The 26575-nt window shown below is 59.0% G+C and carries 16 protein-coding genes; 13 read left to right on the top strand and 3 right to left on the bottom strand.

Going from position 1 to position 26575, the window contains the following annotated elements; translation table 11 throughout:
- The first annotated feature begins 50 nt into the window (after positions 1–50).
- Together LKX83_RS14510 and LKX83_RS14505 are read left to right on the top strand one after the other, a co-directional pair.
- Positions 51–3422, top strand: a complete 3372-nt coding sequence (locus LKX83_RS14510; protein WP_227882996.1) for a GH36-type glycosyl hydrolase domain-containing protein — start codon at positions 51–53, stop codon at positions 3420–3422.
- Between the two features lie 202 nt (positions 3423–3624).
- The gene (locus tag LKX83_RS14505; protein WP_227882995.1) at positions 3625–4662 is read left to right on the top strand and encodes a LacI family DNA-binding transcriptional regulator; all 1038 of its coding nucleotides are present in this window, start codon (positions 3625–3627) and stop codon (positions 4660–4662) included.
- Between the two features lie 73 nt (positions 4663–4735).
- On the opposite strand, the gene LKX83_RS14500 is transcribed toward LKX83_RS14505, so the two are convergent.
- Positions 4736–5659, bottom strand: a complete 924-nt coding sequence (locus LKX83_RS14500) for an ArsR/SmtB family transcription factor (RefSeq protein ID WP_227882994.1) — start codon at positions 5657–5659, stop codon at positions 4736–4738.
- A 168-nt stretch (positions 5660–5827) separates the two neighbouring features.
- Entirely contained in the window at positions 5828–7573 is a 1746-nt protein-coding gene (locus LKX83_RS14495) for a glycoside hydrolase family 2 protein (protein ID WP_227882993.1), read from the bottom strand.
- A 259-nt stretch (positions 7574–7832) separates the two neighbouring features.
- Between LKX83_RS14495 and LKX83_RS14490 the strand changes: the two genes are divergently transcribed.
- The 8 genes from LKX83_RS14490 to LKX83_RS14455 all read left to right on the top strand — a co-directional run bounded on the left by LKX83_RS14490 (position 7833) and on the right by LKX83_RS14455 (position 21045).
- Positions 7833–10463: a glycoside hydrolase family 38 N-terminal domain-containing protein gene (locus LKX83_RS14490; RefSeq protein ID WP_227882992.1), complete on the top strand. Its 2631-nt coding sequence runs from the start codon at positions 7833–7835 to the stop codon at positions 10461–10463.
- Between the two features lie 33 nt (positions 10464–10496).
- Entirely contained in the window at positions 10497–11804 is a 1308-nt protein-coding gene (locus LKX83_RS14485; protein WP_227882991.1) for an ABC transporter substrate-binding protein, read from the top strand.
- A 63-nt stretch (positions 11805–11867) separates the two neighbouring features.
- Positions 11868–13595 carry a sensor histidine kinase gene (locus LKX83_RS14480; protein ID WP_227882990.1) on the top strand — a complete coding sequence of 576 codons (1728 nt, stop codon included), beginning with the start codon at positions 11868–11870 and terminating at the stop codon, positions 13593–13595.
- Positions 13510–15177, top strand: a complete 1668-nt coding sequence (locus tag LKX83_RS14475) for a response regulator transcription factor (RefSeq protein ID WP_227882989.1) — start codon at positions 13510–13512, stop codon at positions 15175–15177. The genes LKX83_RS14480 and LKX83_RS14475 overlap by 86 nt, the downstream gene beginning before the upstream one ends.
- 73 nt (positions 15178–15250) lie before the next feature.
- Positions 15251–16114, top strand: coding sequence for a carbohydrate ABC transporter permease (locus LKX83_RS14470; protein ID WP_227882988.1), 864 nt, complete (start codon positions 15251–15253; stop codon positions 16112–16114).
- A gap of 3 nt (positions 16115–16117) precedes the next feature.
- Positions 16118–16945, top strand: coding sequence for a carbohydrate ABC transporter permease (locus LKX83_RS14465; protein WP_227882987.1), 828 nt, complete (start codon positions 16118–16120; stop codon positions 16943–16945).
- Between the two features lie 123 nt (positions 16946–17068).
- Positions 17069–20170: an ATP-binding protein gene (locus LKX83_RS14460; RefSeq protein WP_227882986.1), complete on the top strand. Its 3102-nt coding sequence runs from the start codon at positions 17069–17071 to the stop codon at positions 20168–20170.
- A gap of 134 nt (positions 20171–20304) precedes the next feature.
- Positions 20305–21045 (top strand): hypothetical protein, encoded by a 741-nt coding sequence (locus tag LKX83_RS14455; protein WP_227882985.1) that lies wholly within the window; start codon positions 20305–20307, stop codon positions 21043–21045.
- 199 nt (positions 21046–21244) lie between these two features.
- Here the strand turns inward: LKX83_RS14455 and LKX83_RS14450 are convergent, their stop codons facing one another.
- Entirely contained in the window at positions 21245–22123 is an 879-nt protein-coding gene (locus LKX83_RS14450; RefSeq protein ID WP_227882984.1) for a LysR family transcriptional regulator, read from the bottom strand.
- Positions 22124–22244: 121 nt separating this feature from the next.
- Between LKX83_RS14450 and zwf the strand changes: the two genes are divergently transcribed.
- Genes zwf through fsa form a run of 3 tightly spaced genes read left to right on the top strand, consistent with a single transcriptional unit; the run spans position 22245 to position 26453 of the window.
- On the top strand, positions 22245–23780 hold the full coding sequence (zwf, locus tag LKX83_RS14445; RefSeq protein WP_227882983.1) for a glucose-6-phosphate dehydrogenase: 1536 nt from the start codon (positions 22245–22247) through the stop codon (positions 23778–23780).
- A complete protein-coding gene (tkt, locus tag LKX83_RS14440; RefSeq protein WP_227882982.1) occupies positions 23758–25752 on the top strand; it encodes a transketolase in 1995 nt (664 codons plus the stop codon). The genes zwf and tkt overlap by 23 nt, the downstream gene beginning before the upstream one ends.
- 35 nt (positions 25753–25787) lie before the next feature.
- Positions 25788–26453 (top strand): fructose-6-phosphate aldolase, encoded by a 666-nt coding sequence (gene fsa, locus LKX83_RS14435; protein WP_227882981.1) that lies wholly within the window; start codon positions 25788–25790, stop codon positions 26451–26453.
- Positions 26454–26575 lie beyond the last annotated feature (122 nt).

Raw genomic sequence — 26575 nt, 5'->3', positions numbered from 1 at the left:
AATATAAATAGACATTAAAGAGGGCTTGTGGAGAGGAGTACGGCGAGAGTATGGAACCACTGGCAAACATGATTGCTGTGCAGTCGGACGGGCTGTCGTTCACGTTCCTGAATAGCGGCGACCTTCGGGAGATCAAATATGAAAGTTTGATGGTCAATCAAGTTCTGTCGAATCCGCTGGACGGATCGATGAACAATATTTATTTGCGCGTGCACAAGGAGGGGCGAATTTGGTCGGCGCCTCTGCTTGGCGTCCGTTCGGGGAGCAAGGTCCGTACTTCCGATCGGCGCGTCGAGTGGACGGGAGCGGCGTACGGGGTCGCTTATCGCGTGGCGTTTACGCTGATGCCCGGACTGATCTGGTTCTGGGAAGTCGCGCTTAGCGGCGAAGGCGTCCAAGCGGATGTCCTCTACGGACAAGACGTGGGACTCTCGGACAAAGGCGCCGTTCGCAATAACGAAGCGTACATGTCCCAATACATCGGTCATGCCGCATTCCGGACGGAAGAGAGGGGTTACGCGGTATGCTCTCGCCAGAATCAGCCGATGTCGACCGGATTCCCTTATCTGCAGCAAGGATCGCTGACCGGAGCCGCCGCGTATTCGACGGACGGCTTCCAGTTCTTTGGTCTCTCCTACAAGGAGACGGACGTTCCGGAAGCGCTTGGCCGCGAGAGCCTGAAGAGCAAGGTGTACCAGTACGAATTCGCGTATACCGCGCTGCAGTCGGAGAAGGTTATCCTGGGAGGCGGGGAGACGTCGTTCGTCTTCTACGGGATCTTGAAGCCGAACCATGCGGAAGCGATCGGCGGGCTGGCGTACGAGGACGAGATCCGGACCGCATGGGAAGGCGCCAAGGCGCTGAAGGATGACGGTCTTCGCCCGGTCGGCGAACGCGTCGCATGGCACGAACGCTTTGGGGCGCCGCTCCGCGCGGAAGAGATGACGGCGGAGGAGATCGAAGCGATGTTCCCCGTTCGCCTCCAGGAAGAACGCGAAGACGGCGAACTGTTGTCGTTCTTTACCGATACGTACGAGCATGTCGTGTTGAAGGCAAAGGAGCTTCGCATGGAACGGCCGCACGGCCATATTCTCATGAGCGGGGACAACGCGCGAATGAACGAGCGCGTGCTGTCGTCGACGAATTATATGTACGGCATCTTCCACTCGCAGGTCACGGTGGGCAATACCTCATTCAACAAGCTGATGACGAACGCGCGCAACGCGCTGAACGTGCTGAAGACGTCGGGCCAGCGGATCTACGTAGAGATTGACGGCGGCTTCCGCTTGCTGACGTTGCCATCTCTGTACGAAATCGGGTTCAATTACGCCCGCTGGTATTATAAATGGGATGGAGATGTTCTGACCGTCACCGCGTGGACGAAGGCGGACGCGCCGCAATTGGCGCTCGAAGCCGCCTCCCGCGAGGGCAAGGCGTACCGGTTCCTCGTGACCAACCAAATCACGATGAATGATAAGGAATACGAGCTACCGTTCCGGATGGAACGCGAAGGCGAAGAGCTGGTCTTCCGTGCGCATCCGGAATCGCTAAGCTCGGGCGTCTACCCGGAGTTGAGCTTTCGGCTGGGCCTCAGCTGCGCGGACATGCGGGTGCTGGACGAACGGGCTTTGGCGCCGGAAGCGCCGGCGGGTTCAGCGTCCATTGTCGTGCTGGAGCTTCAGCCGTCCGCGAAGTGGCGGCTGACGATTCATGGAAATCTGGAAGGAGCCGATGTCGAAGCGGCGGATCGCAGCGAGCGTCCCGTCGAAGCCGACATCGAAGATTACCGTGCATTCCTAGCTTCCGTCATGAACGGCTTCGGGCTGTCGCACGACTCGGAGGAGAAGGGGCGGGAGCTGGAGAAGCTCAACGCGCTGGCTTGGTGGTATACGCATAACATGCTCGTCCATTACTCCGTGCCGCACGGCCTGGAGCAATACAGCGGAGCGGCGTGGGGCACGCGCGATGTGTGCCAAGGTCCGACGGAATACTTTCTGGCGATGGGCAAGTACGACCGGGTAAAGGAAATTCTAAAGACCGTCTATACGCATCAATTCATGGAAGACGGCAACTGGCCGCAATGGTTTATGTTCGACCGGTATTCCCGGATCCAGCAGGATGAGAGCCATGGAGACATCATCGTATGGCCGCTGAAGGTGCTCGGCGATTATTTGCGGATTACCGGGGATTACGGCGTGCTGGAAGAACGCCTGCCTTACACGATGCATGGAGGCGAGCTGACGGCGGAGACCTACACCGTTCTTCACCACGCGCGCAAGGAGATTGCGTATATCAAGAACCATTTCCTGCACGGGACGCGTTTGTCGTCGTACGGAGACGGAGACTGGGATGACACGTTGCAGCCGGCGAACGCGAAGCTGAAGCAATACATGATTAGCAGTTGGACCGTAGCCCTGACGTTCCAGACGTTCACTCAGCTATCTCTGGCGCTTGCCGCGCAAGGAGGCGAGCTAGGGGAGCTGGCGGTGGAGCTGGGAGAGCTGGCGGAAGGCATCAAGACAGACTTCAACCGCTATCTCGTGAAGGACGGCGTGACGTCTGGCTTCGCGTACATGGAAGAGCCTGGCGCGATTGACCTGATGCTGCATCCGAGCGATGGCAAGACCGGCATCTCGTACCGACTGCTGCCGATGACACGCAGTATGATCGGGGAGCTGTTCGACGAGGCACAGGCGGAGTCGCATTACCGCTTGATCAAGCAAGAGCTGTTTTACCCGGACGGCGTGCGACTCATGAACCGGCCGGCCGACTACGCAGGCGGCGTCAGCACGAGGTTCAAACGCGCCGAGCAGGCGGCCAACTTCGGACGCGAGATCGGCTTGCAATACGTCCATGCGCATATCCGGTTCATCGAGGCGATGGCAAAGCTGGGTAAGGCGGAGGAGACGTGGAAGGCGCTCGCGACGATCAACCCGATCGGCATCCGCGAAGTCGTGCCGAACGCGGACTTGCGGCAGAGCAACGCTTATTTCAGCAGCTCCGACGGCAAGTTCGACGATCGCTACGAGGCGCGGGACGGATTCGGCAAGCTGCGTTCCGGAGAGATTCAGGTGAAGGGCGGCTGGCGCATCTACTCCAGCGGCCCGGGCATCTATATGAACCAGCTCATCTCGAATGCGCTGGGCATACGCCAAGCGGGCGGCGACCTCGTGCTCGATCCGGTGCTGCCGGCCGATCTGGACGGCTTGCGCTTCCGGCTCCGCTGGATGGGCAAGGACATCGTATTCCGCTATTCCGTAGGCGGAGCGTCGGTTCGCGGCGTCGCCGTTAACGGCACGCCGGTCGAGACGGCCGAGCAGCCGAACCGCTATCGCCGCGGAGGCGCGCGGATCGGGAGAGAGACGCTCGAGGCGCTGCTCGTTGCGAACGGCACGAATGAGATCGCGATTACGATGGCTTAAGCCGACGCAAGCGAAGGCATTCGTAAACTTCTATTGTTGATACTCGAGGATTAACGGATAGAAGGCGGGACAGTCTGGAGGCAAGGGTCCTGGGGATGTGCGATATCGCATGATTCCGGTAGGGCCGTGACCCCATTGTTCCGCTTTCTGTTATAATTGAAAAAGAGATGAAGGCGGGTAGCATGCGATAGGAGCGATAGCTGTGGTAAGCATAAAAGACATTGCCAAGCACGCGGGGGTCTCCATCTCGACCGTATCTTACGCGCTCAACGGAAATCCGAAGGTTACGGAAGAGACGAGCAAACGGATTCTTGCTGTGGCCAAAGATTTGAATTATGTGCCGAACGCGGCCGCCCGTTCGCTAAAGAAGCGAGAAACACGTATCATTGGGGCGTTCCTGACGACCTTCGAAGGGGCATTCTACGGGAAGCTGCTTCAAGGGATGAAGGAAGAGATGAACAAGCGCGGGTACGATCTTGTCGCCTGCAGCGGAACGCAGTCGCACCGGATGCTCCCGGAGGGCATTCTGGATGGAGCGATCGTCCTCGACAGCCTGTTCACCGATCAGGAGCTGCTGCTGCACGCGAACCGGGGGCACAAGCTCGTCGTGCTCGACAGGGAGATCCGTCACGAGAATATCGTGCAGGTACTGCTTGACAACAAAGCCGGCGCGACGTTCGCGATGGAATATTTGATCAGCGAGGGGCATAAGAAGCTGTACGTAGTGACGGGGCCGGAAGGCTCGTTCGACTCCGAGCAGCGGCTGGCAGCCGCGCGCCAGACGGTGGAGCGAGGCGGCCCGGGAATCCGGTACGAGGAGATTCCGGGTAACTTCGACATGGCGAGCGGCGCCGCGGCCGCCGCTCGGATCGTCGCCGAATACGACGGGCCTGTAGGCGTCTTCTGCTTGAACGACGAGATGGCGATCGGCATGTACCATGCGCTGAAGATGACGCCATACCGCATCGGCGAGCATGTCCATGTGGTGGGCTTCGACCATATCGACATCGCCGATTACGTGCAGCCTCGGCTGGCGACGGTCGATTATTCCGAACGAAAATGGGGCGCCGTGGCGGCGGAGCAGTTGATTAAGCTGATCGAAGGCGAAGGTGCCGCCGAGCATGAGCGCATATACGTCTCGTTGGTCGAAGGCGAGTCGGTGAAGCGGGCGGAAGCGAACTTAGAGGGACGCCGGCAGAACCCCAGCCTCCAATATTCGATGGATCGTTCTAGTCCTTGAATCGTATGTATCAAATCATATTTCCAGAATGCAAGCTGACGCCGGAACTTCCGCCGACGTCAGCTTGTTTCGTTTAAGTTGGATCCGCTCTAACATCCTCGTACGCGATCGCGACTTCGATATCTTGATCGTAGTTGCCGAATTGTTTGCCGAACAGACTGAGCCCGCCGCTGTTCTTGGCCGTTTCCGGAGCGGAAATGCGAAGGCGGATATCTTCGCCGTAGGGGATCGGAACGTCCCGGATCGAAACGTCGGACATGCGAACGCCGTCGATGAAGGTCCCTTCGGGTTGGAGCTGGATCGATTTCAGCAATCCGTGCTGCGTGCCGTATTCCCACCAGTCGGGCGTATGAACGCCGCGATGGCCGCCGAAGTCGCCGGGACAAGTCCAATGTCCGATGTAGACCTCGTTCAGATGAAAATGAATGTCGGAAGGCCAGTTCTCGTTGAACCCGGGGGCTTCCGAGCATAATTCGAGGGAAACGGAAATGCTGCCGGCTCTTTGATTCGATAGCAGGTAATTCGGAATTCGATATTCGACGTAGCCGCTGCCGAACCATAGATGGGACGCCGTCATCCGTTCGGGATCGGAGAAGTAGCGCGGGTCGTCGATCATCCCGATGATCTTCGCTCGGGAGGCGAGCCCGCAAGTGGGCTTGATCCGGTAGTCGGAATATTGCCCGATCGGAATGGAGGTCGCGTACCGGTTCGGGACAGGCGGCGCGGGCGCACGAAATTGAAGCGTTATGGAATCGAGCTGCAGATGGCACACCTTCTGCCGGCCTCGCGCGCCGGTGAGGCTCTCCGTTCGGATAATGCCGGCGTCTTCCAGCTTCTGCACGTGCTTCGTCACGATCGCAGAGGAAAATCCGAGCGCTTGGGCGAGTTCTTTGACGTTCATCGGCCGCCTGTCCAGCAATTCGATCATTCGTACCCGGCTTTCGGACGCGAGCGCTTCTAGCAGCATCATATGCCGCGTGGAGACTTGGATTTTCATCGGTTAACCTCGCTACGTTCGGATCGTCATATTCAGGCTATTATATAATCGAGCAAGAGACGAATCAACATCGACCGCCGACGTTTGTTTGCCCGCTGCGGCGAAGAGGGTGTTCCGCGCATCGTCCGATGACGATAGCGGGACACCCTCTTGCCGTGCCGGCGTAACTTAGTCCTCGATCGCGGCGCGTCTGCCGTTGACCGCTTTCAGCCAAGCCAGGTCGAACTTCGGCCGCCGATCATACGTATACAATCCGTTTACTTCCTGTTCGATATCGTAAAGCTGCGTATAACAGAACCCGAACATGTTCGGATTGTCGAGCAGCGTGTTCGTCAGTCCTTCGTACCGGGACCTAAATTCTTCTACGCTCTTCGGGCGTTCGCCGTATCCCCAGCCTTGCTCGTTCGCTTGGTCTGGATCCCACCAGATGCCGCCGTACTCGCTGACGAAGTAGGGCTGGCCGCCGTAGGACTGCCGATCGGGGAACGAGACCCACGGCTTGCCGCCTTCCGCCAGCGGTTGGTAGCGGGCGCGGAACGTCTCCGGGTTCTGATCGTAGTCATGCACGTCGAAAATATCGGTCGCGACATGGAAATTGCCGCTCGTGTCGATGACCGGACGCGTGGGGTCGAACGCGCGCGTCGTCTCGTAGACGATCCGCAGCACCTCGTTGTCCTGGCGCGTTCCTTTTGACGAATCCCACGTCTCGTTGAACGGGCACCAGCCGACGATGCTCGGGTGATTGTAATCCCGTTCGATGCCTTCGAGCCATTCCGGCAGAAACCGCGCCAGTCCGACGCTCGTCGTGATGTCGAGCCCCCAGTTGGCATGTTCTCCCCATACGAGATATCCGAGTCGGTCGGCCCAATAAAGGAAACGCGGCTCGAACATCTTCTCGTGCAGGCGGGCGCCGTTGAAGCCGGCGGCCAGCGACAGCTCGATGTCGTGCTTCAAAGCCTCGTCCGTCGGTGCCGTATAGATGCCGTCCGGATAAAAGCCTTGATCGAGCACGAGACGCTGGAACACCGAACGGTCGTTGATTCGGAACGCCATGCCGTCCAAACGGAGCGAGCGCAGCCCGAAGTAAGATGCCGCGGCGTCTACGATTGCTTCGTCCTTGACGAGTTCGAGGCGCAAATCGTACAAAGCCGGTTCTCCCGGATGCCACAGATGCTTCTCGGACAAAGGGAGGGTCAGCGAAACGGAACGCGAGCCGACGCGAGCGGATTGCTCTCCGACAGGTTCGCCCTCGAAGGACGCGGCGCAGCGGAGCGAGATTCCGTCGGTCTGCCCTTCGACGACGGCACTGACGTGCAGGCTGTCGTTGTCGGGATCGGGAACGAGGCGGAACGAAGCGATGCGCGTCTTCGGTACAAGCTCGAGCCATACCGTCTGCCAGATGCCGGTCGTTCGCGTATAGTCGCAGCCTTGCGAACGGTACGAGCCGCTTTGCTTGCCTCTGGGCTGCAAGCCGGAGCGGACGTCGTCCTCCGCATAGACGGTTACGACGTTGTCGCCGTCGCGAAGCGCATGGCCGATCGGGAAGGAGAAGGAACTATAGCCGCCGCGATGCTTGCCGACGGATACGTCGTTCACCCACACCTCCGTTTCGTAATCGACCGCGCCGAAGTGCAGCAAGACCTCGCCTTTCTCCCAACCGGCGGGAATCGTGAAGCTGCGCTTGTACCATACCGCAGCCATGAAGTCCGTGTGTCCGATGCCGGACAGCTTGCTTTCCGGGCTGAACGGAACGAGAATGCGCTGTCCGAGCGAAGCTTCGGGCGCTTGCAGCCCTCTTTCTTTGCCGCTGCGCGAATGGTCGATCTCGAACTGCCATGCGCCATTGAGATTGATCCACGATTCGCGCACGAATTGGGGGCGCGGATGCTCCGGCCGAGGGATGGATTGCGACATGGATGAATTCCTCCAATAGTTAACCTAATGGTTAATAAATAAATGCAACGACAAACCTTTTATATCCCATAACAGCTGGAATGTCAACAAAAAGGAAGGGAAATACATGATGGTTAACCGAAAAGTAAATCTTTCGCGAGTCGTCTCGACGCATCTATAAATATTTTAATATATCTATAGATCCTTTATGTTTTCAATGACCCTGCGGGCCTATACTGTTTCCAGAAACGGATCATCCGGATGAAAGGAGGCCGCCGAAATGGCGAAGATCAAGAAGTTCTACTTCGTGAATCACTCGCATACGGACATCGGATTTACCGACTACCAGGACGTGTGCTTCCGTCAGCACATGGAGTTTATCGATTATGCGCTCGACCTGTGCGAGAAGACGGCGGACTACCCGCAAGAAGCGAGGGCCAAGTGGGTTTGCGAAGTGACGGGCATGACGGAGAAGTACCTGCACGCCTGCTCGTCTTCACAGTTGGAAAGGTTCTTGAAATGGCATAAAGCCGGGCAAATCGACATCGCCGGCATGCAATACAACATGACGCCTCTGCTGAACGTGGAGCAGATGCACAGGAGCCTCTATCCCGTCAAACGGATGCGGGACCTGTACGGCGTCGATATCCGCGTCGCGATGAATTGCGACGTGAACGGCGCCAGTTGGATGTACGCGGATCTGCTCTCCGAGCTTGGCATCGAATTGTTCACGATGGCCGTCAATCCGGTGCGCGGCAACGTCCCGAAGCCGCGGCCGTCCGCATTCTGGTGGGAGGGTCCGGCCGGCAACAAGCTTTTGGCTTGGAACGGCTATCATTATTTGTTCGGCGGGTTGGCCGGTTTGGGGCATAGGCAGTTGGCCGATACGTTCGTTCCGAACATCGTGGACAAGCTGGAAAACGATCCGGACTACCCGTTCGACTTCGCGTACGGCCAAACGACGAATCCGATGCGAGTGGACAACGGCTGGCCGGACGCGCGGCTGTCCGACTTCATCCGGGAGTGGAACGAAGCGGGCAAGATGCCGCGAATGGAACTCATAACGATTTCCGAACTGAACCGGATCCTGAGAGCGGAGTACGCGAACCGGCTGCAGACGATGCGAGGGGATTGGCTGGATTGGTGGTGCGACGGAGTCGCTTCCAGCGCGTACGAGACGGGATTGAACCGGGCGACCCATGAAATTGCGCTAAGCGCGGAAATGATCGGCGCGTGGCTGCAGGCGCTGGGCGACAAAGGTTGGGATGTGGAGCGGATGGTCCGCACCTACGAATCGATGACGTTGTATGACGAGCACACCTGGGGAGCGTTCTCCAGCATCGAATCTCCGGACGGCTTGTTCTCCCGTTCCCAGTGGAACAAGAAAGCGAATTATGCTTACCAGGCATCGGCCGAGGCGCACGACATGCTGTCCAGGGCGTCCAGAAAGCTGGCCTCCGCTTATGCCAAGCAAGAAGACGAGGTCCGGTTCGACCTGGGGCACCTGCCTCCCGAACTGGCCAAGCCGACGCCGACCTACCAAGAGCTAATGGTAATCAACACGCTTCCGTACGATCGGGAGGTGGTCGTCGAAGAGCCGGTCCGGCGAGGCGGCCAAGCGCCCAACGGCATGCTCGAAATGTTCGTTCCGCGCGGCTTGACCTGGGGCATCAAGCCGGATGACGAAGGCCGAAGAGTCCAAGGGAAAGTGGCGGGGTTCGGATATGCCTTTCTGCCGTTGTCCGATTCGCCCGCGGGCGAGGATTTGAAGCGCGGAGAACGAAGCATCGAAAACGCTTATTATCGGATCACGATCGATCCGGCAAGCGGCGGTCTGAGCGAGTGGTACGACAAGGAGTTGGGCCACGATTTCGCGGGACAGTACCGGGGCTGGCAGATCGGACAGTACGTCTACGAATGGGTCGACAGTCCGGTGGGACGCGACGCCTTGTACGTATCGGACTGGTCCAACGAATATTTCGGTTATGGCGTCAAAGATACGCCGTTCCGCCATGAGGTGCCTTTCCGTGTCGACATCTCGGAACCGGAAGTGACCGCTTACGAAGCCAGAATCACGGTGGCGATTCAAGCGAAGGGCGTGCGCTCGGCTTCCTGCACGTTTGTGTTGTCGACGCGGGAGAAGGCGCTCGGCATCCACTGGACGCTCGACAAAGAGCATGTGACGGACCCGGAAGCGGTATTCGTCGCGTTTCCGTTCAATCTCCGCGAGCCTCGGTTCAAGGCGGACATCAATGGCATTGCCCTTACTCCGGAGGAGGAGCAGTTGCCGGGCACCGTCAGGGATTGGTATCCGATACAGCGCTGGGCGCAGATCCACGACGGTTCGCTGGGGGTTACGATCGTTCCGCTCGACGCTCCGCTCGTCCAGCTCGGCGGAATCACGACGGGGAAGTGGGCGGAGCATCTGGAGCCCGAAGCTCCCGTGGTATTGTCATGGGCGTTGAACAACCATTGGATGGTCAATTTCAAGGCCAGCCAAGGGGGGCGGATTCCCTTGCGCTACAAGCTGACCACTCACGCAGGCGAAGCCGGAGACGGGGCGTGCGCCCGATTCGGCGCGGAGGCGTTCACCCGGCCGATCGTGCTCCGGGACCTCGTGCGCCGGGAGGGAACCCCGAAGGAAGGCCGTTTGTTCGAAACGGATCGTCCCGAAACGTTCCTTACTACAGCCAAGCCGGCTGAGGATGCGAACGGCATCATCGTCCGGGTGCAGAATGTCGAGCATCGGGAACGGGATTGCCGCATCTTTTTCCCGACCTGGCATCCGGCTTCGGCCAGCCTCGTATCGCCTGTAGAAGAGTTCATCCGCGAGCTCGATATCGTTCAGGGTTCCGTCGTCGTCCGGGTTCCCGGCCGGTCGGTACGGTCGCTCCGGGTCGCCTTTCACTAAAGGAAAGATAAGATTATTGGGGAGGTACTTGCTATGCGCCAAAAAGGAATGATTCTGCTCGCGTTCGCCCTGTTCGCGACGCTGCTTACCGCTTGCGGAGGAAGCGACAGCAAAAATGCGACCCGTTCGGGGATGCCGAGTGAAACCTCGATCGCGAACGGCCAGGAGAAGGAAACCACGAGGGCGGACTTCTTTTATGATAATCCGGCCTGGACGGACTACTTGAAGGAAATCAACCCCATTCTTCTAAAGAACAGTAACCTGGAGCTGAAGGGCGTTCCTTACAATGAACCGACATCCTTCCAGACCGCCGTGCGAGTCGGATTTACGACAGACAACGCCGCCGACATTTTCAAATGGTGGAATGGCTACCGAATGAAAGAGCTTGTCGACGCTGGCCACGTCGCCGACATGACGGAACAGTGGAAGGAAATGGTCGCCGATGGCGTGGATCCCGCGATGGCCGAAACGCTGACCTTCAACGGGAAAACGTACGGCATTCCGGCCGGCGTTCACTACTGGGTCATGTTCTACAACAAGAAGATTTTCGACAAATATGGATTAAAGCCGCCGGCAACATGGGAAGAGTTCCTGAACATCAACGATACGCTAAAATCGAACGGCGTAACCCCGATCGGAACGACGACTGTCGACGTGTGGAACGGATTCATCTGGTTCGAGGAATTTATGGCCCACTCCAACCCGGACTTCTACACCAGGCTGGTTGCGGGGCAAGCAAAATATACGGACCCGGAAGTCGTCGAAGCGATGAAGCAGTGGAAATCGTTCTACGATAAAGGTTATTTCGCCAAACCTCTCGATTTTCAGAACGAGATTTCTCCAGCGTTCGGCAAAGGCGAATTCGCGATGTTCATGATGGGCAGCTGGTATTCCGATTATTTTAAAGGAGCGGGACTCACGTCCGGCACGGATTTCGGAGCGTTCGTGCTCCCGGCCGTCAAGCCGGAGGCGGGGAACGTCGTCATCTCCGAAGTGACGCCGTTCCTCGTATCCGAGAAGTCGAAGCACAAAGAGGCGGCCATTCAAGCCTTGATGGCCTTGACGAAGAAGGAAGCGAACGAGAAGGTGTTGTTGCTCTACGGCGGGGTTCCGATTCGGACCGACCTCCAATCGACGGATCCGATCATTACGGGTCTGGCGAGCGAGATCAACGAACGGAAGATCAAGACGGTTACCCGATTCTGGGAAGCGACGCCATCCGAGCTTGCGGAATATGCATCGAGCGAATTCATCCGTTTCATGCACAATCCCGGCCAATTGGATCTGGTGCTGCAAAATATTCAGAAAAAAGCCGATCAATATTGGACGGAAAATCAATAATTGTCGGAAGATAAGGGGGCCCCCGGCGGGGTTCCCTGATTGTTTTTAGTATGGAGGGGTATCATGTCCATGTCCATCTCGTTTCCGAACCGCCTGGCCGCCATCCTCGTCCTGATCTTGCTTCTCCCTACTTTGCTGATGAACTTGATCACGTTCTCCTACCTGAAGCGGGAGATGCAATCGGACGCCGCGTCCTGGCTGCAGGGAATGACCCGGAATACCGGCGATACGATGGATAGCTACATCCAGTTGTTGAACGGGATCACAAAAAATCCGGCTTACGACTATACGTTGAACAACATTTTGGAGAGCCATCTGCATAACGAGGACGGTCATCTTGGCTATTCGTTCGACGAGACGGCCCAGATCAACGGATGGCTGTCGATGATGCTGGAGACCGACCGCAACCATATCGAGTCGGTCGAGATCTTCGACCGCAACGGCAACCAGTTTCAATTGGGCAAGAGCAACCGTCGCGACGACGTGCGGGATTGGGTCGATCAGACCCGCAGGCTGCACGGAGCGGCGTATCTTTTTCCCCCGGTGCAGGGAGCGGATGGGCGTTCCTCCTTCGCGATTTCCCGGCTGCTGTACAATCCCAAAACGTTCCATGAGGTTGGGATGGTCCGAATGTTCTTCCGGCTGGACTTTACGCTTGAATCCGGGAAGGAACTGCTGAATCGCGGCGGAAGCCTCTATCTCATGAACGATCAAGGAAACGTCATCTTCGATCTGCAGCAGCGTTGCTTGGAGCAAGCGCTCTCCCAATGCGTAGAAGCGGATCGGTTTCAGAGCCGCTTCGTATCGGACATTACGAATTGGACGCTCGTAACCGTGATTCCGAAGGACCGGTTGTTCTCGAAGATCGAACATATCCAGAAAGTCATATTGTTGATCAACCTTTTTTTCTTCCTGATGGCGATGCTCCTTATCGTCAGCGTGAGCTACCGGATCTCGTTTCCGCTCAAACGCTTAAGCCGCCTGATGCTAACCGCGCCGAAACACCAGTTCCATATCGTCATCCCGGATACGAAGCGCACGGACGAAATCGGGATCATCACGTCGAGCTTCAGGCATATGGTCGAGCACATCCATGAGTTGATCGGGGAAATCGTGCATGTGGAGGACCGGCGGAAACAATCGGAAATCGCCGCGCTCCAGGCGCAGATCAACCCCCATTTCCTCCACAACACGTTAAGCGCGATCGTCATGCAAGCGGAGATTGACGGCAATTACAACATCTCGACGATGGGTTCCAAATTGGGGAAGCTGCTCCGATACTCTATCGGCAAAGAAAAGGAATGGGTGAACGTCCGCAAAGAATGCCAGCATATCCGACTCTACATGGAGGTCATGAAATACCGCTATCCGAAGCTGAGTCTGGATTTGCAGATCGACGAGCAGGCGATGGAATGGCGGATCATCAAATTGCTGTTGCAGCCGATCGTGGAGAATGCCATCATCCATGGCATTGTTCCGAACGGTCAGGAAGGCGCCATTCGGATCGAGATAAGGGCGAAGCGGGAGAACGGCGACGAACGGCTACTGATCCGCATTGCGGATGACGGGGTGGGGATGACGACGGAGCAGCTTCAGGACTTGAAAGACGCCATGCTCGGCGGCGAAGTCCGAACCAAGGAGAGCCTGGGGGTTCGCAACGTGTACGAAAGAATCCATCTCGCCTACACGAAAGGAAGGATCTGCTTTGACGTGGAGAGCAAACCCGGACAAGGAACCGTCTATACGATCGAGCTTCCCCGAATGGACGATGAGACTGTTGATCGTGGATGACGAAGAGCTGTTGCGCACGGGGTTAACGAGAATGATCGAGAGGATGGAGCTACCGGTCTCCGTGGCGGGAACGGCTTGCGATGGAGCCGAAGGTCTGCGCATGGTCGCCGAGTTTCAGCCGAACGTCGTGCTGACCGACATTCGCATGCCGAATCTGGACGGGCTGGAGCTGATTCGGCATCTCTCGGAGCGATTCCCCGAGGTACGGACGGTCATCTTGAGCGGATACGACGATTTTGAGTTCGCCAAGCAAGCGGTCCGGCTGGGCTGCGAGGACTATATCGTCAAGCCGCCGGAATTCGGGGAAATGCGAGAGCTGCTGCTAGCGATATACCGGGAGTTTGCCGAAGAACGGGAGCGCATCCTATGGGAAGGCCAGAAGAATGAACTATGGAACCGCAGCCAGCTGCTGCTGCAAACCGACTATCTCCGAAAGCTGGTATCATCCGGCGAATCTAAGCTTCCATTGGCTGAAATCAAGCGGGAAGCAGCCAGGCTTGGCGTCGTTTTCAAGGAGGATTTCTGCACCGTCGCCCTCTTCCAATATGAAGGAAGGTTCGAGCTGATCCGGAAGTTTACGCGCCGCGAGTTCGACTTGCTCAAGTATGCGAGCTGGAATATCGCGTCGGAAATCGTGCAGGGGGAACCTTGTTTCTTCGATGAGCAGGAACGGCTCGTTCTGCTTCTGCCCGCGGGCTTGGCCTTCGAAGAGGCCTGCGTGAAGCTGCAGGACATCCGCAGGAACGTCGCCCATTACTTGAATCTGTCCTTCTCCGCAGCCCTGTCGTCCCCCCGCCCCATGCATGCGCTGAACGACGCGTATGCCGAGGCTGCCGGGCTGCTTGTCCTGCGCCTGTTGCGCGAGAAAAGCGTTTTGATTACGGGAAAGGATGCGAATTCCTACACCCAGGAAGACATTCAGCCCTATTTACAGCAGCTCAGAGAGCTTCAATTGTTTGACTCGGGCAATGAGATCGAAACGCGGCTAAGGCAATGGATCGAAGCGGTAAAGCGTACGGCGTTTTCGCCGACGGCCGTTGAAGGGCTTAAGCAAGAGCTGCGGGTCGCGCTTATCGTTCTGCATCGCAAGTTCATGATCCGGCAAGACTGGGACGAGGGGACGATGCAGGGCGATCCCATGTTGGAACGGCTGAAATTAGCGGATTCGCTTTCAAGCTGCATCGAGCCGGTGCTGGAGTGGATCGGGAAATCCGGTTGTTCGGGACCGGACAGATCGTATCAAAATCTGGCGGTCGATAAAGCGATCGCGTTCATCCGGGAGCATGTCAGCCGGGACGTCAACTTGACCCTGATTTCCGAACACGTGAACATGAACCCTGCCTACTTCAGCGTCATGTTCAAGAAGAAGACGGGTACGGGCGTCGTCGAATACATGACGGAAATCCGGATGGAGCAAGCCCGAAAGCTGCTCGCGGAAACCGAGCTGAAGACGTACCGGATCGCCGAAGCCGTCGGATACCGCGACCCGGCCTATTTTTCGAACCTGTTCAAACGCCATCACGGCATGACCCCGCAGGAATACCGAAATTCAGCCCCCATAGATCCTACAAGAAATCCATAGATCTTCTATTATTCCGTTCCCCCTCCTGTCTTTACAATGAAGGTACACAGGAGAAAGACAGGAGGAACGCTATATGCAGTACTGGAGGAAGCACGGCGTCGCCCTATGCTACACGCTGCCAGCCGCCCTCATCATCGCCGCGTTTTTCATCACCTCGATCTTGTACACTTTGTACGTAAGCTTCACCAATGACGACGGATTGGGAACAACCGAGTGGGCAGGCTTCGAGAATTACGTCCGTATCTTTCAGGACATGACCTACATTGCCTCTCTCAAAAACACGTTTATCTGGGTCGTCGCTACGTTGGCGTTTCCCGTAGGACTTGGTCTGATGTTCAGCGTCCTGCTGCAGAACATGAAGGGACAGCGCTTCTTCAAGAACGTTTTCTATTTGCCTTACGCAATGTCTCTTACGGTGGTCGGGGTAATCTGGGTGTTCTTGTTTTCCCAGACCGGCATCAATTTCATTCTGTCCCGCATCGGGTTGAACGAGCTGGCCATCGATTGGCTGAGTACGCCGCCTTACAACACGTACGCGATGATCGTCGCCTCGATTTGGCAAGGGGCCGGAACCAACATGCTCTTGTTCCTGATCGGTCTTGGCGCGCTGCCGAAAGAGCCGTTCGAAGCAGCCTCCATCGATGGCGCCGGCCGCCTGCGCACGTTCTGGAGCATCACGCTCCCCCTGCTGAACCCGATCACGATCGTCGTCATGGGCATGGCGCTCGTGAACAGCTTCAAAATATTCGATCTGATCTGGGTCATGACGATGGGCGGTCCGTACCGCTCCTCGGAGACGCTGGCCGTCACCATGTACCGGGAGTCCTTCGTGCTGTTCCACTTTGGCCAAGGCGCGGCCATTTCCATTCTGCTGACCGTAGCTTCCATTGCCGTCTCTTGGTTCTATCTGCGCAAAACGATCGCGAGGGAGGCTTGACCGATGAGAAAGATTGCAACGATGTCCGCCTACCTCGCGGTGACGATACTTGCCGTGCTATGGCTGCTTCCGATCGCTCTGGTGCTCATGAACGCGTCCAAGTCTTACCGGGATTACACGCAAGGGAACATGTGGGCGTGGCCGGAATCGTTCCAATTGTTCGCGAATATGAAGGAAGCTCTGCATATGGGTGAGTTGGGCAGGGGCATGCTGAACAGTTTCCTCTACAGTTCTTTGGGCGCCGGGATCAGCATCCTGCTCGCTGCTTTGGCCGCGTTCGGCATCGTCATCCTCCGGTTGAAAGGCGGGTTTTACTGGTTTTTGCTCATCTACAGCGGGACGATTTTTCCTTTTCAAATGTACCTGGTTCCGTTGTTCAAAGGGTATCAGAAGCTAGGGATGTACGACACGTTCTGGGGGATGCTTTTCTTCTACGTGGCGATCGCAATCCCGTTCTGCCTGTTCCTGCTGCGAAATTTCATGACGACGATTCCTTATGAAATGATAGAAGCAGCCCAAATGGACGGATTTCGCAGCTTCGGCATTTTCTCGAATATCGTGGCTCCCTTGCTCGTGCCCCCGGTGTCCGTGCTTATGCTTTTTCAGTTCACCTGGATATGGAACGATCTGATCTTCGGGATGACCTTGAGCCGTTCCGAGACGGTTCGTCCGGTCATGGCGGGCTTGTCGACCATGCAGGGGATGTTTTTCCGGTCTGGCGTTACGACGCTGCTGGCGGGCATTGTGCTGACGTCGATTCCGACGCTCATCTTGTTTTTCTCCCTGCAGCGCAACTTTATTAAAGGAATGCAGCTATCGGTGAAATCGTAAGCTTCGATCGCCGCGAAGATAGGCCCTGTATTCAATAGGATCATTGGCCATGCCGGAAAACTTTCATCGCGTCGGCGGGCGGGAAAGAGGAATCCGTGCGGTTTTTGTCGAATCTCTACGCTTATGATGAAAAGAAGAAAAGTGGCGGCTATCGTCGGCTTATTCCTGCTCCTGCTGACCGGCGTTCGCCTTGCCTGGATCGATATGCAGAAGACTTCGACGCGGGTGGAAGCCGCGGAGGGGCTGCTCGATTTGCGCCAATGGGATCCCGCTTCGAAGCCGGTCCTTTCCCTTGTCGGACAATGGGAATTCTATCCGTCGCAGCTGCTCTCGCCCGGTCCCGACGACGCGTTCGGACCGGCGGGCATCGCAGCCGCAACGGCTTCGGTCCCCGGCAGCTGGCAGCGGGATATCTCCCCGTCGGGCAAATCCGCCTTCGGATACGGAACGTACCGACTGCGCATACGGATGCCGGCGGGAGGCATGCCGGAATTGACCGTTCGCGTGTCGAGGATCTCCGCCTCCTCGGCCTTGTACGTGAACGGGAATCTGCTGGGCCGTTCCGGCCTTCCGGCGGACGAAGCTTCGTCCTATACGCCGGGCAACGTGCCTTATTCGGTCACGTTCGCCGCCAACCGCGACGTTCTCGATCTCGTGCTGCAAACGGCCAATTACGACGACCGCGTGATGGGCGGTCTGACGGAGCCGGTCAAGCTCGGATTGCCCAAGGCGATGAACGAGGCGTATTGGTTCTCCGCCGGGGCGCAGGCGGCCATGTGTCTGCTGATGATCATGCACGCCCTGTACGCTTTTGTCCTGTACTTCATCGGCGCCCGCCAAAAATCGCTCCTGATCTTTTCCTTGCTGGGGATATGCGGGGCGGCTGCCATCGGTGTCGATCAAGACCGGATTCTGTCCGCGTGGTTCGGGGTCGATTACGAATCGGCGTATAAGGTGAGTTATCTATCCTACTTGGGCGTAGCGGCGTTTCTGCTGCAATTCGTAAGAAGCTTGCTGCCGGAGTTCCCGATCCTCCGCCATTCCCGCTGGCACTTCGCCGCGTGCGGTCTTTTCGGGTTGTTCGTTTTGGCGCTGCCGGTCAAGATGTTTACCTTTGCCGACGGGCTCCATACGGTGCTGATGCTGGTTGCGTTCGTCACCGCTCCGATCTTCCTCTATTTGGCGGTCCGCAGAGGCGTCCCGGACGCGATCTATTTGCTGCTCGGCGCGATCGCGATCGCGGCGAATCTCATCTGGGGCATCCTCAATTACTCGCTATTTCTCGATGACGGTTATTATCCTTTCGATATGGCGGCTTTGTTCGTCTGCTTTGCGCTGTACTGGTTTAAGCGGTACTTCCGCATCGCCGCCGAGACGGCCAGATTGGCGGAACGGCTGCAGGCGGCGGACAAGCGCAAGGACGAGTTCCTGGTGCACACTTCGCACGAGATGAGGAATCCGCTTCACGGCATGTTGAACATGGCCCAGTCCATGCTCGACAGCGGCCGGCGGCTGGATGACGAGGCCAACCGGGAGCGCCTGGCGCTGCTGGTGTCGGTGGGCAAGCGAATGTCTTTTTTGCTCAGCGATCTGATCGATCTCGCCCGGCTGCGGGAGGACCGCATCCGTCTGAAGCCGACGCCTCTCCAGCTTCAGGCGAAGGCCGCGGGCGTGCTGGACATGGTCCGGTTTATGACGGAAGGAAAGCCGATTCGACTCGAGAACCGGATCCCGGATTCGCTGCCGCAGGTGATGGCCGACGAGAACCGGCTGCTGCAAATCTTGTTCAACCTGTTGCACAATGCGGTCAAGTTTACGCATGAGGGGCAGGTCATGATCGAAGCGGAGGCTGCAGACGATACGGTGGTCGTCCGCATAGCCGATACCGGGATCGGGATGGACCAAGGGACGGTAAGCCGGATCTTCCAGCCATATGAGCAGGGGACGGAGCAGGTGGAGACGAACGCCGCGGGGTTCGGGCTCGGCCTGACGATCAGCAAGCGCATGGTCGAGCTGCATGGCGGAGCGCTGACGGCGAGTTCCGTTCCAGGGGTCGGCTCCGTCTTCCGGTTTACCTTGCCCATCGCGAAGCCGACCGAAATCGGATCGGCGGAAAAAGCTGCGGACGCCGCGTCGAAGCCGTTCGAACAAGATGAGGTTCTCACCCGCGTCGAGACGGCCGCCGACACGCCGGCGGAAGCCCCGGAGCGGGGAGAGAGGCTGCGCATTCTCGCCGTCGACGACGACCCCGTGAACCTGCGCGTTTTGACGCATGTGCTCGACCTGGAAGAATACGAGGTCGCGCTTGCCACAAGCGGTTCCGAGGCGCTGGCCCTTCTGAATGCGGGCACTTGGGACTTGCTGATCGCGGACGTCATGATGCCGGGCATGTCGGGCTACGAGGTCGCCGAGAAGATCCGATCCCGCTACTCCCGCTCGGAGCTGCCGATCTTGCTGCTGACGGCCCGACATCGGACGGAAGATATCGAAGCGGGCTTCCGCGCCGGAGCCAACGACTATCTCGTCAAACCCGTGGACGCGCAGGAGCTGAGAATGCGGGTGAGGGCGCTCGCGGATGTGACGCGGTCGGCCCGCGAGCAGTCGCGTTTGGAAGCCGCATGGCTGCAGGCGCAAATCCAGCCGCATTTTCTGTTCAATACGCTAAATTCCGTTGCCGCGCTCAGCGGAGTCGACATCGACCGGATGCGCGGCCTGCTGCTTGCTTTCGGCGACTACCTGCGGGCCAGCTTCGACTTCGCGAACTCGGACCGACTGGTGCCGCTTCGCAAGGAGCTGGAACTGGTTCGGGCCTATCTGTATATCGAAAAGGAACGGTTTGGCGCCCGTATTGAGGTCGAGTGGGAGGCAAACGAGTTTCTCGAGCTGCAAGTTCCGCCGCTGTCCATTCAGCCCCTGGCCGAGAACGCCGTTCGTCACGGTCTGCTCAGGCGCGCCGAGGGCGGCACCGTCCGGATTCGCGTAATCGATCTGGGGGACGAAGCGGAAGTATCCGTTCGGGACGACGGCGTCGGCATGGATCCCGAGATGCTGGAACGAGCTTTGCGGCGAGAGGAGCCGCTCGGGAGAAGAACGGGCATCGGGCTCGCCAACACCGACCGCCGGTTGAAGCAATTGTATGGGGAAGGCTTGCGAATTCGCAGCGAACCCGGACAGGGAACGGTCGTCTCCTTCCGCGTACGCAAAGAAAGCGTCCAACGGAGTTGAACGACTTCGGCAAGCGCCAATGGAAAAAAAAGCAGACGAAATTCCAAATTCCCCGTCTGCTTTTTTGCGGTGTTGTCGACGGCGTATAATGGATGGAAAGACGAGTTCAAGGAATGCGGGGAGAAGGGGAGCAATTGGTTCGGAGACGACAATCTGTCCGGCGTGCGGCGCTGCTGGCGGGAATAGGGCTGCTGCTCGCGGCGCTGCTAGCTTCGTGCGCGCAAGGTCAAGCGCATCTGACGGTTCACCTCAACGGGACGGCCGATCTGGATTTGAACGCCTCGGCGAGCAAAACGATGCTGAAGCTCGTCGGCAAGCCCGACCTGCCCGGACAGCTTGCAGACGCGCTGCGACAAAACGGCATGGAAGCCAGCGTCGAGGATACGGGCGGCAGCGCGGGAATTCGGGCGACGCGCCGCCTCGATCTGAAGACGCTCCAAGATCGGCCGAGCCGCTTGCCGGACGGCATGCGGATGACGCTGACGAAGGACGAGCGGTACTTTTTTGCCCGCTACCATGTTAGCGTCGATTACGATGCGAGCCAAGCGTTAGCGGGCCTTGGTGAAGAGGCGAACCGGAAGCTTGCCGAACTGCCGGCGATCACCAAGCAGTTGGCGCAAAGCCAGATTCGCTTCGACCTCTTGCTGACGACGCCGATCAGGCTGCGGGATCACAATGCCGACGAGACGCGGGACGGAGGGCGGACGCTCGTCTGGCACGCGAAGCTGCTGGAGAACAACCACATCGAATTGGGCTTCCCGCTGCCGAATGTCCGCCATATCGCGAACGTGGGGATTCCCGCCCTTTTGGCGCTCGTCCTCGCCGTTGCGGGCACCATCCTTTTCTGGCGAAAGCGGCGGCGCCGGTCCGCATAAATCAGCGGGGAGCCGCCTTCCGCGCCGGCAGATCTTAAACGCTCCGAACGCCCACGGACGGCGGCTTCGCGAAATGGGACTTTACGCCGGTCGAGCATGCCTCTTTGTATGCGAAAAATCGAATAGAAACGCAAAGGGACTGCCAAGCAAAAGACAGTCTCCCGCTCCGCAAGACGGAGGGGAGGCTGTCTTTTGGCGTTTACCGGACCAATTGGATAAAGGCGCGCGCCGCGCTGGATAGCGGCATGTTGCGCATCGTCAGGATGCCGACGCGGGAGGGGGGGAGCGAGACGTCGAGCCGCACTTCGAAGAGCGAGCCTTCCTCCAGCTCCCGGGATACGAATTCCCGGGTGACGTAGGAGATGCCGAGCCCTCTGCGCGCGAACTCGATCAACAGATCGACGCTGCCGACCTCGATCTCCGGCTTGATCGAGTAGCCGTAGCTCTGGAACAGCTCGGTGATCGTCATCCGCGCCCGGCTGTTGCGGGAGAACAGGATGATCGGATACTGCAGCAGCGCGTCCAGCGACAGTACCTGATCCTTCAGTTCCGCGTAGCGCGCTCCCGCCACGAAGCAGTCCCGAAGCTGGAAGCTCTCCGTGATCTGCAGCTGCGGATCGACGATCGGCATGCGCACGACCCCGAGGTCGATCCGCCCTTCTTTCAGAAACGTGATTACCTCCGGTGTCGTGCCGTGGTTGAGATGCAGCTTGACGCCCGGATGCCGCTCGTGAAATTGCTCTAGATATGGCAGCACGTAGTGCTTGAACAGCGAGTCGCTGCCGCCGATCCGCAGCTCGCCGCTGTCCAGGTTTTTGAGCGCCGCCATCTTCTCCTCCGCGAGGGTGATGAGAATTTGCGATTGCTCGATGTAGGCGTACAGCACCGACCCTTCCGGCGTCAGGTCGACCCCTTTGGACGTCCGGTAGAACAGGGCGACGCCGAAGCTTTCCTCGAGCTGCTTGATGGCATGGCTTACGCTCGGCTGCGTCAAATACAGCGACTTGGCCGCCTGCGACAGGCTCCCCGTCTTCGCCGCCCAGTAGAATACCTTGTACCATTCGTAGTTGATGGCCATAGAAACGTTCTATATCTCCTGTGAAATATATTAATTACTTGTATGGCTTCCATTCGTATTATAGTGGAATTACGGAAAAGAAACCAGAGCGGCTCCGACGCTCGAAGGGATGGTGGACCATATGGAGCCGTGCACCTTTATTTTGTTCGGCGCGACGGGGGATTTGGCCAAACGGAAAATCTACCCCGCGCTGTTTAACCTGTTCGCGCGCGGCCTGCTGCCGGAGCATTTCTCCGTCGTCGGCCTCGGCCGCCGAGAGTGGACCGCCGAAGTGTACCAAGCCGCCGTAGAGAGGTCTATCTACCAATTCTCGCGGACCAAGCCGGACGACGCCGAGGCGTTGAACCGGTTTTTGCAGGCGTTCGCCTACCGCGTGCTCGACATCGGACGCGAAGAGGACTATCGAGGCTTGCTGGCTCAGGTCGAGTCGCACGAGAATGCGCTCGGTCTGCCGCAGAATCGGATGTTCTACTTGTCCGTCGGGCCCGAATACTTCGAGACGATCGCGGACCACATTCGCGGCAGCGGCTTGGGCAGGGTGAACGGGTGGAAGCGCCTGGTCATCGAGAAGCCGTTCGGCCACGACCTGCCGTCGGCTCGTACGCTTAACCGTAAGCTCGCAGAGTCGTTCGCGGAAGAGGAGATATATCGGATCGACCACTATCTCGGCAAGCCCGTCGTCCAGCGTCTCGAGTCGCTCCAGCAGGCGAATCCCGTCATTCAAGCGCTGTGGACGAACCGCTACATCGCCAACGTGCAGATCACGGCCAGCGAGACGGTCGGCGTCGAGGAGCGGGCGGGGTATTATGATCACGTAGGCGCCCTGCGGGATATGGTACAGAACCATCTGCTGCAGCTTCTCATGATGACGGCGATCCGTTTGCCTTATGACGGCGGCGGCGCCGAGCAGGTACGCTTCCAGAAAAAGAAGGCGATGGAGGCGCTTGAGCCTCTCCACCTCGACAACGCGGCGCTGCATGTGGTTCGCGGCCAGTATGCGGAGGGTACCATCGGCGGGTTGCCGGTCGCCGGCTATACGTCCGAGCCGGGCATCCCGGCCGCGTCCGCGAACGAGACGTTCATCGCGGCGCGGCTGCGCATCGACAACAACGACTGGCGAGGCATCCCGTTCTATATCCGGACGGGCAAGCGCATGAAGAAGAAGTCGACGCGCATCGTGGTCGAGTTCAAGGCGCCGCTGAAGCAGGGACGGCACGAGGGCGAAGGCGGCGCGCTGCCGAATCTGCTCGTCATCGAGATCGGCCCGGAAGAGAGCATCTCCCTGCGACTCAACACGAAGGAGCCTGGCGCGCCTGATGCGTTCAAGCCGATCCGCGTCGACCTGCATCTCACGCCGCCGGATTCGCCCGAAGCCTACGAGAACCTGATCGGCGACGCGCTCCGGGGAGACGCCGCGTTCTTTGCCCACTGGGACGAGGTCGAACGCTCCTGGCAGTGGGTTCAGCCGGTGCTGGACGCCTTCGCGAGCGACCGGGTTCCGCTTCGCCGCTACGAGGCCGGCACCTACGGGCCCGCCGAATCCGACGCGCTGCTGGCGGCGGACGGCTTCCGCTGGTGGTTCGACGACGACGAGCCCGCAACATCCCATTCAAAGTCAACGGAAGGAGATCGTTATGCCAACCACGCACACCCTTGAGCAGCGCTCGATCGATACGATTCGCACGCTGTCGATCGACGCCACCAACGCCGCCAATTCCGGCCATCCCGGACTCCCGATGGGGGCGGCTCCCATGGCCTACGCCCTCTGGGCCGGCCATCTGAAGCACAATCCCGCTCACTCCAAATGGTTCAACCGCGACCGGTTCGTCCTGTCGGCGGGTCACGGCTCCGCCTTGCTGTACAGCCTGCTGCACCTGTTCGGTTACGACGTGACCCTCGACGACCTGAGGCAGTTTCGCAAGCTCAACAGCCGGACGCCGGGACATCCCGAATACGGTCACACCGACGGGGTGGAAGCCACCACGGGACCGCTCGGCCAAGGGATCGCGAACGCGGTCGGAATGGCGATGGCCGAAGCGCATCTCGCCGCGAAGTTCAACCGCGAAGGATATCCGGTCGTCGACCATCACACGTTCGCGCTCGTCGGCGACGGCTGCCTCATGGAGGGCATCTCCTATGAGGCAATGTCGATGGCGGGCCACATGAAGCTCGGCAAACTTGTTGTGCTGTACGATTCGAACGACATCTCCCTCGACGGGGAGCTGAACCTGAGCTTCGGCGAACAAATCCGCCAACGCGTCGAATCCGCCAACTGGCACTATCTGCGCGTCGAGGACGGCAACGACGTCGTGGCCGTGTCGGAGGCGATCGCGGCCGCCAAGGCGCATACGCATCAGCCGACCCTGATCGAGGTTCGCACGATCATCGGCTACGGCAGCAAGGTGGCGGGCACGAACAAGGTGCACGGCAATCCGCTCGGCCTGGAGGAAGCGAAAGCGACCAAACAGGTATACGGTTGGACGTATGAGGAAGACTTTACCGTACCGGACGAGGTCCGCGCGCACTTCAAGCAGCTCGCCGGCAACGGCGCCGCGGCGGAGGAAGCCTGGAACGCCTTGTTCGCGTCCTATGCCGATCGGCATCCGGCGCTCGGCGAGGAGCTCTCCCGCGCAATCTCCGGCGAGGTGAAGCTCGAAGACGCCGACATCCAGACGTTCGACGCGGCCAAGTCCGTCTCGACGCGCGTCGCGAGCGGCGAAGCGATCAACCATTACCTGAAGCGCGTTCCCTCGCTCTTCGGAGGCAGCGCGGACCTGTCGCATTCGACGATGACGGATATGAAGGGCGAGCCGGTCTTCGCCGTCGCGTCCTACGCCGGCCGCAACGTCTACTTCGGCGTCCGCGAGCACGCGATGGGCGCCGCCGGCAACGGCATGGCGCTGCATGGCGGCGTCCATCCGTTCGTGAGCACCTTCTTCGTCTTCAGCGACTATCTGCGGCCGTCGATCCGGCTGGCGGCGCTTCAGAAGCTGCCCGTCATCTACGTCTTCACCCACGACTCGATCGCCGTCGGCGAAGACGGCCCGACGCACGAGCCGGTCGAGCATCTGGCGGCGCTGCGCACGATCCCGGGACTGACGGTCATCCGGCCGACCGACGCCAACGAAACGGCGAGCGCCTGGGCTTATGCGCTCACGCAGCAGGACGGACCGGTCGCGCTCGTCCTGAGCCGGCAAAATCTGCCCGTCTACGAAGAGACGCGCGGCAATCGCGAGCAGGTGGCCAAAGGGGCCTACGTGCTGTCCGAAACGAATGCGGAGCCCGACGCCATCCTGATCGCGACCGGCTCGGAAGTATCGCTGGCCGTCGGCGCCAAAGCCGAGCTGGAGAAAGACGGCGTCTCCGTGCGCGTCGTGGCGATGCCGAGCCGGGAGCTGTTCGACCGTCAACCCGAGGCATACCGGCAAAGCGTGCTTCCCGCCGCCGTCGCGAAACGCGTTTCCGTCGAAGCCGGCATCTCCCTTGGCTGGGAGCGCTACGTCGGACCGGGCGGCGAGGTGCTGTCGATCGATACGTTTGGCGCTTCGGGCCCGGGCGGCGCGGTTTTGGCGCACTTCGGCTTCACCGTTGAACGCGTCGTCCATTTGGTTAAAGAACTATTGAAGTAATGTTCATCGGAATCCAACCTTAGGAGGTTATGACCATGAAGTTCTTTATCGACTCCGCCAACCTGGCCGACATCCAAAAAGCGTACCAAATCGGCGTTCTATCCGGCGTCACGACGAATCCTTCCCTCGTCGTCAAGGAAGGCGTCAAGTTCGAGGATCGCATCGAAGAAATTTTGAAGGCCGTGCCCGAGGTCGAATCCGTCTCCGCCGAAGTCACGCCGGACGCCCTCACGGCGCAGGAGATGATCGCCCAGGCGAACGAGCTGATCAAGATCAACAACAACGACAAAAACATCACGATCAAGGTGCCGATGACGCTGGCGGGCCTGGAAGCCTGCCGCTACCTGGCCAAGAAAGGCGTGAAGACGAACGTCACGCTCGTCTTCACGGTGAATCAGGCGCTGCTGGCCGCCCGCGCGGGCGCCACCTACGTCTCGCCGTTCCTCGGCCGTCTGGACGACATTTCGGAAGACGGCGTCCTGCTCGTCTCCAAGATCGCGGAGCTGTTCCGCGTGCACAACCTGGAAACGCAGATCATCGCCGCCTCCGTCCGCCATCCGGATCACGTGACCCGGGTCGCCATGGCCGGCGCGCATATCGCCACCATTCCGTTTTCCGTCATCGAACAGCTCGTCAAGCATCCGCTCACGGATCAAGGGCTGGAGAAGTTCGCCGCCGACTGGAAAAAGACGATCTCGTAATCGGAACCGGCCGCCGGTCGTCCGAAAACCGCTTGCACCCCTTGGGGGCAGGCGGTTTTTTATTGTAGTACGCCCAGCATGGGCGTCATCTCTACGGTGAAAGTCCGGAATGGGGGCTGGCA

Source organism: Cohnella baijiui, from assembly GCF_020731285.1.
Lineage (GTDB): Bacteria > Bacillota > Bacilli > Paenibacillales > Paenibacillaceae > Cohnella.
This window is presented reverse-complemented; position numbering and strand designations above follow the sequence as displayed.